General features: G+C 44.2%; 4 protein-coding genes and 3 pseudogenes. All 7 read right to left on the minus strand.

Going from position 1 to position 11,852, the window contains the following annotated elements; all coding sequences use genetic code 11:
• Positions 1-44: 44 nt before the first annotated feature.
• Entirely contained in the window at positions 45-2,771 is a 2,727-nt protein-coding gene (gene ppdK / locus JCM15907_RS00090) for a pyruvate, phosphate dikinase (RefSeq protein WP_025842218.1), read from the minus strand.
• A 57-nt stretch (positions 2,772-2,828) separates the two neighbouring features.
• A pseudogene (locus tag JCM15907_RS09795) lies at positions 2,829-5,211 on the minus strand (transglycosylase domain-containing protein).
• A 34-nt stretch (positions 5,212-5,245) separates the two neighbouring features.
• Positions 5,246-7,270: a fructose-1,6-bisphosphatase gene (locus tag JCM15907_RS00100; protein ID WP_025842219.1), complete on the minus strand. Its 2,025-nt coding sequence runs from the start codon at positions 7,268-7,270 to the stop codon at positions 5,246-5,248.
• 469 nt (positions 7,271-7,739) lie between these two features.
• Positions 7,740-8,311: pseudogene (locus JCM15907_RS09800) on the minus strand (chromate transporter).
• A pseudogene (locus tag JCM15907_RS09805) lies at positions 8,308-8,861 on the minus strand (chromate transporter). Before JCM15907_RS09805 ends, JCM15907_RS09800 begins: the two co-directional pseudogenes overlap by 4 nt.
• A gap of 301 nt (positions 8,862-9,162) precedes the next feature.
• Positions 9,163-10,284, minus strand: coding sequence for a type IX secretion system ring subunit PorN/GldN (gene porN / locus JCM15907_RS00115; RefSeq protein ID WP_051522294.1), 1,122 nt, complete (start codon positions 10,282-10,284; stop codon positions 9,163-9,165).
• A gap of 16 nt (positions 10,285-10,300) precedes the next feature.
• On the minus strand, positions 10,301-11,848 hold the full coding sequence (gene porM, locus JCM15907_RS00120; protein WP_036885279.1) for a type IX secretion system motor protein PorM/GldM: 1,548 nt from the start codon (positions 11,846-11,848) through the stop codon (positions 10,301-10,303).
• Between the last annotated feature and the right edge of the window lie 4 nt (positions 11,849-11,852).

An 11,852-nucleotide genomic window follows, 5' to 3' on the forward strand; every position in this document is an offset into this window, starting at 1 on the left:
CTCTTTATGAGCAATCTTCTTGAAAGATGCTACGATGATTTCTATTACTTCTTTTCTTCTACCGCTGCTTGAGCTGCTGCTACACGAGCTAAAGGTACACGGAAAGGAGAACAAGAAACATAATTGAGTCCAATGCGGTGGCAGAACTTAACTGAAGAAGGCTCTCCTCCGTGTTCTCCACAGATACCTACCTTCAGGTCAGGACGTACGGCACGCCCACGTTCGGTAGCCATACTAATTAATTGTCCTACCCCTTTTTGGTCAAGTACTTGGTAAGGATCGACTTTCAAAATCTTCTTTTCGAGATACTCGGGCAAGAAACTCGAAATGTCGTCACGAGAGTAACCGAAGGTCATTTGGGTAAGGTCGTTTGTTCCGAATGAGAAGAATTCTGCCGAGGAAGCGATGCGATCTGCTGTAAGTGCAGCACGAGGAACTTCAATCATAGTTCCCACCTTAAAGTCTACACGGATATTCTCTTCTGCAAAAACTTCTTCGGCAGTCTCACGGATTACACGCTCTTGCTCCTTGAACTCATACAAGATACCTACCAAGGGTACCATAATTTCGGGATGGCACTCTATACCCTCTTTTACTAACTGACAGCAAGCTCCAAGAATAGCCTTAGTTTGCATACGAGTAATTTCTGGGTAGGTGTTTCCTAAACGGCATCCACGGTGTCCTAACATAGGGTTATGCTCTTCGAGTTTTTTGATGCGCTCCTGTAAAACAGACAACTCGATACCCATAGTCTCTGCCATCTCACGTTGGTTCTTGTCATCATGGGGAACAAACTCGTGCAAAGGAGGATCTAAAAGACGAACTGTAACGGGCAAGCCTTGCATCGTTTTGAAGATTTCGTAGAAGTCTTTACGTTGGTAAGGAAGGATTTTATCCAAAGCCTTAACACGGTCTTCTACGGTATTAGACAAAATCATCTCACGCATGGCTTTAATCTTATCTGCCTCGAAGAACATATGCTCTGTACGGCAAAGACCGATACCTACTGCGCCGAACTCACGAGCTTTTGCTGCATCACGAGGAGTATCTGCATTGGTACGAACTTTGAGCTGAGCATACTTGTCTGCTAAAGCAAGAATCATCTTGAAGTCTTCATCCATTTCGGCAGCTACTGTTGCAACTTCTCCCAAGAATACTTCGCCTGTAGAACCGTTGATAGATATGCACTCTCCTTCATGAAGTACAGTACCTCCTACTGTCAATGTACGTTCTTTGTAATCGACAATCATTTCTCCAGCCCCTGTAATACAGCACTTACCCATACCACGAGCTACTACTGCAGCATGAGAGGTCATACCTCCACGGGTGGTAAGGATACCTTCTGAGGCTTCCATACCTTGCAAATCTTCTGGAGATGTTTCTTGACGAACGATAATAACCTTCTTGCCTTCGGCTTTCCAAGCAGCTGCATCGTCAGCAAAGAATACAATTTGTCCTGTTGCAGCTCCGGGAGAAGCTGGTAATCCTTTTGTGAGAAGTTTAGCACTCTTGAGAGCATTTTTGTCAAATACAGGGTGGAGCAATTCGTCTAATTTGTTGGTTTCGATACGAAGGAGTGCTTGCTCTTCGGTAATTTTGCTTTCCTTCAACAAGTCGCAAGCAATCTTAACCATGGCACTACCTGTACGCTTACCGTTGCGAGTTTGAAGAATCCACAATTTGCCCTCTTGTACAGTGAACTCCATATCTTGCATGTCGAGATAATGCTCCTCTAAGCGACGTTGGATAGCATCAAGTTCTGCATAAATCTCAGGCATACACTCTTCCATAGAAGGATACTTAGAAGCTCTATCTGCCTCTGAAATAGCACCACGTTCTGCCCAACGTACAGATCCAACTTTAGTAATCTGTTGAGGGGTACGGATACCAGCTACCACGTCTTCGCCTTGTGCATTGATGAGATACTCTCCGTTGAAGAGGTTCTCTCCAGTAGCAGCATCACGAGAGAAGCAAACCCCCGTAGCAGAAGTGTCTCCCATGTTACCGAATACCATAGCTTGAACTGTAACAGCTGTTCCCCACTCAGCAGGGATGCCCTCCATCTTACGATACAAAATGGCACGTTCGTTCATCCAAGAGTTGAATACGGCCATAATCGCTCCCCAAAGCTGTTCGTAAGGATCTACAGGGAAATTCTTTCCTGTTTGCTCAAATACGGCTTTTTTGAAACGGGCTACGAGGTCTTTTAAATTCTCTACGCTAAGTTCATTGTCGAGCTTAACACCTGCCTCTTCTTTTACCTCTTCTATAATTTTTTCAAATGGGTCGATTTCTGTCTTTTCAACAGGCTTCATACCTAAAACTACATCTCCATACATTTGTACGAAGCGACGGTATGAATCCCAAGCAAAACGTTCATTGCCTGTTTTACGAGCTAACCCTGCTACAACTTCATCATTCAAACCTAAGTTGAGGATCGTATCCATCATACCAGGCATAGAAGCACGAGCTCCAGAGCGTACGGAAAGAAGCAAGGGGTTAGAAACGTCTCCGAAGTTGTTTTTCATAAGAGCTTCCACTCCCTTTATTGCAGCTCTTACCTCTGTATCCAACAACTCGCGAACACGTTCTCCACCTATGGAGTAATACTCGCCACAAACTTCAGTCGTAATTGTAAATCCTGGAGGAACAGGTACACCTATTAGGTTCATTTCTGCAAGGTTAGCCCCTTTGCCCCCTAATAGGTTTTTCATATCAGCACGTCCTTCAGCCTTACCATCACCAAAGGAATAAACTCGTTTTTTTTCCATCTTTCTCTTAAATATATTTCTACTTTATCTGTTTAATTCTAATTTTCTTGTGTCATATTACCAAAAGGACTCTTCTCGAGGGGGGGTAGTCCCTTCTTGTTGTGTGTCGCCCATAACATCCAAATCCCACACTTCTCCTCCAATAGGATATTCTTCCACAAAGGAGTTTTCTTCTGATGTGCAAGGGCTATACCCCATAGGTATATTGAAAGGAGTATCCTTGGAATAACCCAAAGAACGGTCGCCATAAACTTTGGCCATAAACTTTGCAAAGACAGGGAGAGCTGCAGCAGCCCCTTGTCCCAATGCTGTTGAGTTGAAATGTATGGAACGTTCTTCTCCTCCTACCCAACAACCAGCTACGATTTCTGGAGAGAATCCCATAAACCAACTATCACTATTATTTTGGGTAGTACCTGTTTTTCCTCCTAATGGCATAGTCAAATTATACTTGTTTCTTAGGCGACCTCCCGTGCCTCCATTGACCACTGCCTGTAACATATCGAGCATTTTCAAAGCTGCGTCCTCAGAAAGCACTTCATTCATTGAGGGGGCAAACGAGCAATAGTATTGCCAAACTGATCTTCTATGCGTGTTACATAGAGAGGGGTTACACGGATGCCTTGAGTTACAAAAGTAGTATAGGCACTCACCATCTCCGCCAAAGAGATGTCGGGTGTACCCGCCGCAAGAGAAACCACTGGGTCTATAGGTCCAGTAATACCATAAGAGCGAAGCAAGCGTACAAATGTAGCAGGAGAAGTGCGTCCCATTAAATAGGCAGTTACCCAGTTAGACGAGTTTTGCAACCCCCACCGTATTGTTACCATTTCTCCACTCTTTCGAGCGCCTCCACTGCGTGGAGTCCAAGGACGCCCATTGGCATCATAGAGGGTAACAGGGTTGTGAAGCATTACATCACAAGGGGTTATGCCTTCTGTCATAGAAAGAGAGTAGAGAAAAGGTTTGATGGTAGACCCCACCTGACGTCTTCCCTGATTGACCATATCGTATTTGAAAGTGCGGAAGTCTATTCCTCCCACGTATGCCAATACATGTCCATTATGAGGACTCATGGCCATAAAAGAGGAGCGCAGGAAGCTCTTGTAATACAAGATTGAGTCTCGAGGTGTCATCTCTACGTCTATAACTCCATCCCAAGACCAGAGTTGCATACGCACCTTCTTATTGAAAGAAGCGATAATCTCCTTTTCAGACAAACCATCTTTTTGGGCGTGATACCAGCGGTCTGACTGTTTCATCGAACGCAAAATCATCTCTTCCCGTTCCTTTATAGACACTCGTGAAGAGTAGGGAGCTGTTTTAGAACCTTTCTTTTCTTTGGCAAATTGGGGTTGCATGGTGCCTCCTATGTGCTCCCTTACAGCCTGTTCTGCATAGCGTTGCATACGACTATTGACAGTCGCATAGATACGTAATCCATCTGCATACAAATCATATTTAGAGCCATCGGGCTTTCTATTCTTCTCGCACCACCCATAAAGAGGGTTCGTTTCCCATGCTAGAGAGTCCAAACTATACTGTTGCAATGCCCAAGCACCATAATCACTGCGGTTGGGTTTTTTTGCTGTTAGCAAAAGACGTATATACTCACGAAAATAAGGAGCTACTCCCTCAGTATGTGTCATGCGGTGAAATTTAGTCCCTAAAGGAAGGGTTGCTACAGAGTCCGCTGTGGTAGAGGTGATATACCCTGCTTTTTGCATCTGTTGGAGTACTACTTTTCTACGTCCGAGAGCTCTGCTTTTATCTTTGTGGAGTATAGGATTGTAGAGGGAGGGGTTTTTACACATTCCCACTAACATAGCTGCTTCCTGAAGATTAAGTTCGGATGGTTTTTTAGAAAAATAGGTCTGGGCGGCAGAACGTATGCCTACGGCGTTGTACAAGAAGTCGAATTGGTTGAGGTACATCGAGATGATTTCCTCTTTGGTATAGTAGCGTTCCAAGCGAACAGCTATGACCCACTCAATAGGTTTCTGTAAAACGCGTTCTAAGTGGCTATCTGCTTTGGGAGAGTAGAGTTGCTTTGCCAACTGTTGAGTAATAGTACTTCCTCCTCCTCCAGATTTCTGACGTAGTATCCCCCTCTTTACAACAGCTCTCAACAGCCCCCGGGCATCAATACCCGAGTGACGTTCAAAGCGAACGTCCTCTGTGGCAATAAGAGCATTAACAAGGTCGGGCGAAAGTTCTGAGTAGGAAGAATAGATACGGTTATTACCGCTCCGAGCATAAGAACCAAGGGTCTCTCCGTCCGATGATATGAGCTGTGAGGCATATTTATCTATCGGATTTTGCAGTTGCTCAATAGGAGCATATATCCTATTACGCCGTTCCATATTAGGACGAACAGCAACACTCCTCCTAACCAAAAAGCTAAGAAAAGTAGCCAAAGTAGTTTGATTAGTTTACGCATCCTATCAAAAACAATAACACTTCTGAGACGCTATTTATTTGCTTGATTCCTTCTCTTTGATAAGACCTAAGTCGTAAGCCAACAATAGCTTTTTTAAGTTATCTACTTGTGAGCGCATTTCTTTACCCACATCGGTATCCTCGACCAATATGCGGTGCGATGTTTGCTCTGTTATTATAGTAACACTTCTAATGTCGTCCAAGTTCTCTATCGCCTCACGTGTGCTACTAAAAGGCTCGTGTTGAACGAGTTGTAACCCACGAGAGTTGAATATTAAGGTGTAACCAGCAATACCAGTACTTGACTGATAAGCGCGACTAAACCCTCCGTCTATGACCAACAACTTTCCTCCTGCCATAAGAGGTTGTTCTCCCTTTTTCGCTTTTACAGGTACGTGTCCATTTATTATGTGGCTATCAGGTCCTCCCAAACCAAAGTCTTTTAGAATAAGCTCTATGGCCTTCTCTTGGTTGCGGAACTTATAGTAATATCCTTTTTCTTCTGTATGGGTTTCTTTGTCCTGTATAAAATAGCGCTCAAAAGTGGTCATCGCCGACTTGTCAAAGAGAGGCGAGTTGGCTCCACACCAGAGATACCACATGTAGTCAACTGATTTTTTCTTGGTGGTAGAACCCGGCAACGCTTGATAAGCATCTCGTACCACAGAGTCGATTTTGTCAAGGAGAGCACGCCCCTTATAGGAAGCACTGCCTACACGTATCTCTTTAAGTTCGCCTTTACTATCCAAAGGCATAGAAGCATGGTAGAGAAGGTTGCCATTGCAGACCAAATACATACTTCCCAAACGGTACAGCGCCTTAATATGCTCGTGCAGTTTGGAACTTCTGTAAAAGGAGGTAATTAATTGATTAACTAAATTTTCTTCGCCAGCCGATAGTTTATAAGGATCTTTAGGGTCTACCGTTGGGAAGTGCATGTCCAGCATAGGGTGATGCCCATATCCTCCATCGGGCTTCGTCCCCGTAAGGTCTAAGGTGCCCTTTTCCCGGTCAATTTTATGGAGTAAGTTCCTATTTTCCATCTCATACTCGGGATGTTCTTTGATTAACTGATACTCCAATTTGAACTGTATGATGGCAATAGCTTTGTGCATCTGGCTGATGAGGTAGGCACTCTTCTCATCGTAGCTTATATCGGAGTCCCCCATCTTGGGTTTGAAGCGTTCGCAAGGGTCGTTGGCATAGGTCTCCATAGCAAAGCGAGCTAAGGGAAGCATATTTATACCATACCCCTCCTCGATTGTGTCGAGGTTGGCATAACGTAGTGCAATACGAATTACGTTGGCAATACAAGCAGGATTGCCAGATGCTGCTCCCATCCACAAAATATCATGGTTGCCCCACTGGATGTCTACATTGTGGTAACGCATTATAGTATCCATAATGTGCTGAGCACCAGGGCCTCTGTCGAATATATCCCCCACTACGTGCAACCGATCTATTACCAAACGCTTGATAGTGTCGCAGAGAGAGATGATAAAATCGTCCGCCTTACCACTTGATATAATTGTAGAGAAGATACTTGCTATATAGGCAGATTTATTGGGATTGACCCCTTCTTCGTGCAGTAACTCCTGAATAATGTAGCTATAATGAGGGGGCAATGCTTTGCGCACCTTAGAGCGAGTGTACTTTTCACTCACCTTACGACAAAGTTTTATTAGACGGTCTAAGGTAACTTTATACCAGTCTTCCAACGATTTACACTCCTCTTTGATGAGTCCTAATTTCTCTTGAGGGTAGTAAACGAGAGTGGCAAACTCTGCCATCTCATGTTCTAACATTTGTCGCCCGAAGAGCTCTTTTATCTTGCGTAAGATGCTTCCAGAAGCATTCTTTAATACATGGTTAAAAGCTTCGTACTCTCCGTGCACATCGGCAAGGAAGTGCTCTGTGCCTTTGGGCAGGTTGAGAATAGCCTCTAGGTTAATCATTTCCGAAGTGGCTTCAGCAGAAGTTGGGAAACGCTCCGAGAGGAGTTGTAGGTAACGTAGATCTTTTTGAAGTTGATCAACTTGTTCTATTGCCTCTTTTTCCATAACTATTGTGCGCTATGTTTATTTTGACCTCCAAAGTTACTCTTTTTTATTCACTTATTGAGAGCGTTATATGTTACTTAAGAGGATGTAGATTTCAGTATCTCAAGAGGATGGGTAGTTTGTTGCAAAACCATTATACCTTTCCCTCCCAACCATTAATCCTTTCAGAAGTTTACACAGAGGGTTTTGAGCATTGGCACAGATGGTATAAAAGTTGGGTATAGGTACTTGGAGAATGTATGATATAGATAGAGGTTTTCAAATCATAAAGTTAGCGTAGTTACTAAACGACTTGCTTCTTTCGTCTAACCTTTTTATTTGTCCAATTCTATTAACTTTTTCTCTCTATTCTTTCTTATAGAGACTATTATATAATCCTCTTTTTGTTATGCTGTTTTCGGCACACAAATTCGGTTATGTCCCTAAAATCGTTGAAAATACTTGGAAAAAGTTTTTGTAATCATCTTTCTTAGGTGTAAATGAAAAGACCTAAAAGTCCTGCGAGTAGCAAGAGAAGTATAGGATGTAGCCAGCGTTTTAGTCCAATGAACAGGACTCCCAAAAAGATAAATATACTACTCCAATCGGGGAAGTTTTCCTTAACCCAGATATTCTCCCATTGGAGAGAGCGGAGGGCATCGGCTGAAAGAGTAGGAATAGTGCTGCGGAGGCTATCAATCCTACCGTGGCAGGTCGCAATCCACTGAAGAGTGCTTTGACCCAATGCTGCTCTTGCGCCCGACGGAAGAGTAAGGAGAGTAGGAATACCAATATAAAGGAGGGGAGCGAAACAGCCGTAGTAGCTACTACAGAGCCCCATACTGACTGCGTCACGGTATAGCCCACATAGGTGGCGGTATTGATGCCAATGGGACCCGGAGTCATCTGACTAATAGCAACAATATCGGTGAACTCTCCCGTTGTGAGCCAAAGGTTTTGCGTTACTACCTCCTCTTGAATGAGCGAGAGCATAGCATATCCACCCCCGAACCCGAAGAGCCCTATCTCGAAAAACACCCAAAAGAGTTTCCAGTAGATCATAGTTTCTCTTTTTTATTGAGCAAGGGTTTGATGCCCATCCCGTAGAGGAGTCCCACAAGAGAGGAAGCAAGGATAATGATAATGGGGGAGACGCCCCAAAACCAAACCAAGAGAGCGACCACGATGGGGATAACGAGCATATAGAGCGGAAGAGCCATTTTGCGCCAAGTCGTATAGACGGGTAGGGCAATTAGCGCCACTACAGCGGGACGTATCCCCTGCATTATGGCGATGACATATCTATTTTCTTGGATGTTTTCGAAGAAGAGGCGATGCCCAAAAGTACCAAAAAAGAGGGGAGTATGGTGGCTATCGCTGCTACAAACCCTCCACGAAATCGGTCTAAACGATAGCCCACAAAGATGGAGATATTGACCGCAAAGACTCCCGGCAACGATTGGGCTACGGCAAAGAGATCCAAAAACTCATTTTGAGAGAACCATTTATGCCGTTCGACTACTTCGTGCTCGATAAGGGGAAGCATCGCATAGCCCCCTCCAAAGGTGAAAAGTCCTATTTGAAAAAAAGTGCGGAATAGATGGAATAGCATTGTGCAATGGTTCGTTTTAGCAGCTGAAAAGAGTTGATAGAATATGAAAAAGAGTTGTCTCTGAAGGAGTTCCTTAGAAACAACTCTACGTAGCTCTATTGCATAATAGTGTTCTTATTATCTTGCTGTCGGTGTTTGTACACAGTTACCTTCTGTACGATGGGCATTATTCTCTGCTTTTGTACCTCGTTATAACCTCACTTTGCAAACTCTTTCAAAAGGCTTTTTTATTGCTCATTTGTGGGTTTGTATATAAACAATATGAGTTTATAGAAAGCCTTTCAAGGGTAAAGTAGTGTTTTTAGAAGCGGTTGCGAGCCGAACGTTTAGAGCTGGAGGTCGATTTTGCCTTTTTCGCTTTGGGTTGTTTCTTAGCTTTAGGTTGTTTAGCTACTTTGCCCTCTTTCTGTTGCTGGCGACGGGCACGAGCTGTTTCGCCTCTTTTTGCCTCTTTCTTCTCCTTTTCAGAGGGTTGCTCGGTCTCTTCCTGAGCACTTTCTTTACGCTGCCAAAGTGCTTTTTCAAAGGAGGTGAGTTCTGCTTCTATCCTCATACGCTCTTTTTGTAAGGAGTCGGGAGTGGGGCAATACTGTACCAATGCTCGACCTAAACGATTGCGTGTTTTGTAAATCTCTCCCTTGTACAAGCGCATCCGGAAATAGTTGTCCATAGTCGATTGCATAGCATTGTTCACATCACTGAGCATGACAGGTAGGGTAGAGAGGTAGGGGCGGAGGCTTTCGTAAGTAATCCAAAAGAGGGGCAGACGGAGGGTTTCCTCCAACTCGCCCGTATCGTAAAGAATAGGGCAGAGTGCCAAAACACGAGTATCAATAGTACCTCGGATAGGGTCGAAGTAATACTCCTCTTTGATGAAGTAGGACTTAACCAAGTCCGAAGGGATGTCGGCAGGAGCAATGGTGTAGCGTTCGCTCTCTTGTGCCCCACTATTCTCGGTATAGATGATGCCGAAGCGATCCAAAAACTCACCAAACTTTAGCTCATGTTGGGCATCAAAAATCTCGTAACCATCTACGTAGTCATAGGCTTTTACAGCTCCTTTGGCGAGTAATTTAAATATAGTAGAGAATAAATTTTGCTCCTCTTGCGTAGGACGAGGTGGGTAGTAAAGAGCCGTGTTGGCTGCGCTATCCAAATTAAGCTCTCTATAGATAATGCGTTTCCATGGAGCATTATCACTATTGTTTTTAAGACGTTTGTTGAATTCTTGCGCTCTTACGGAGAGTCCCTCACTCTCTTTTTGTTCTTTACCTGCCATTTTGCGTAGAGGAGTGGTACGTCGTACCACAGTAGAATTGCTGTTGCTCCTTTCTGCCGACAGGCTGTCTGTCTGAGCAAAAAGCGAAAAGGTGGAGAGGAGGGCAACTATAAAAGACAATGTTTTTATGCTAATATTCTTCATCTGTGTGTGAGAATCTCTATTTTACAATTACTTCGATTGGGGGGATTTTGCGCTCAATCCCGTCAGGTCCTCGAGCTATAACTTCGCTGATGTAGAAGCGTTTACCTCTTGATAAGGATCGTATGCTATTGAGCTGTCTGTCCGAGAAACGATCTCCATTGGAAACCTCGGGCATTGCATTACCCATTTGGTCAAAAAAGGTGAGTTGGAAACGTACTACGGAGTAGGAAACTTCCAAGATATCGTCATCAATAGCCGCTTGAATACCCTTGGCAGAGAGCAAATCTCTCTTGGAGAGAGAGCCTCCTTTGAAGCGTTTTGTTGCTCCATTGGCATCTTGATATTCAATAAAAGGTAGTGGGTCAGGTAGGGCACGGACACGCAATTTTTGCTCCGTGATACGAGATACTACTCCATTATTCCCTTTGGCAGAGACAATGATAACGGCTTCTGTACCCACTTTTTCTGGGCGAGCTATCCATAGATTACCTCGACGAGAAAGTGTGCCGTTACTCATAGTAACCTGTAACTGCTCAGAGGCTACCCCGGGAACAGCTATGTTAATCGGGTTGTCGATGCCTGCATAAAGTACGTTCATCAATGTAGGAGCGATAGATGCCATAGGTTCTGTAACTACGTATTGCGAGGTAAATTCTCGACGGATAGCGGCTCCGTCTCCTCCCATAGTCTCAATGTATCCTTTTATAGGATAAGTACCTGGTGTTCCAGCCGATGCTACAAAGAGCCCTTTACTCTCGGCAGACAACTCTTTGCCATTAACTACAACCTTGGGTTGTGCGGTAGAGTCGACGCTACTGAGTACAATTTGAGCCTTGTAAGTGCCCCCACGCATCACGATTTGACTTTCAGGGATAACCTGTGCTTCTACCTTGTTGACACGTATGTCTGATACATCGATGCTTCGGATAAGCTCTTGCAAAACTTCTCCCTCCACACTGCGTACATCTGTTTGCAACTTGGTGAGAAGGGTAATAGCTGCAATAGTAGGCATACCCTCGAATAGAGTTTCTTCCCAAGACTTCATCCCCTTACCCTCGGTAGAAAGCGTTTTTTCAATGGTCGCTTTTTGATTGGGAGTTTCTACATAGGAGGTTGAGAGCGTGCGGAACTGAGCTACTCGCTTGCGAAGCTGTGCACCCAAGGGCGATAGGGAGTTGAGCATCACTTCGGAAGGAGCGTTCATATCGTCCTTACGGTTGATATTGCGAACATCTCCTTGGGCACCATCTGTCTTTTTTACAATCTTAATTTTGAGGTCTTCTATAAGATTATAGAGAGAGTCCGCCTCTTGTTTAAGTACTTTACTTTTGCTGTACGCCTCTTTTGCTTTGGAGGGGTTGTTGGCATAGGCGGTATTGAGAGCCTGTTCTGTATATTTGTTGCGAGTTTCTGTACCATGAAGCATGGTATGTAGACTCTCTTCTACTTTATCGAATCCATCCAGTACTTCGGATGATACGTTCAATGCTACCATCGCAATGAATACGAGGTACATCAAACTAATCATCTTCTGACGATTTTTATTTCCTCCTGAAATAGCCATAGCT

Source organism: Porphyromonas gingivicanis JCM 15907 (assembly GCF_000614585.1).
In the GTDB taxonomy this organism is placed as follows: Bacteria; Bacteroidota; Bacteroidia; order Bacteroidales; family Porphyromonadaceae; genus Porphyromonas; species Porphyromonas gingivicanis.

Bases quoted from the DNA above. Each gene is read 5' to 3' on its own strand.
- porN (WP_051522294.1), bottom strand. From the start codon at position 10,284: ATGAAGAATATTAGCATAAAAACATTGTCTTTTATAGTTGCCCTCCTC.
- JCM15907_RS00100 (WP_025842219.1), bottom strand. From the start codon at position 7,270: ATGGAAAAAGAGGCAATAGAACAAGTTGATCAACTTCAAAAAGATCTA.
- ppdK (WP_025842218.1), bottom strand. From the start codon at position 2,771: ATGGAAAAAAAACGAGTTTATTCCTTTGGTGATGGTAAGGCTGAAGGA.
- porM (WP_036885279.1), bottom strand. From the start codon at position 11,848: ATGGCTATTTCAGGAGGAAATAAAAATCGTCAGAAGATGATTAGTTTG.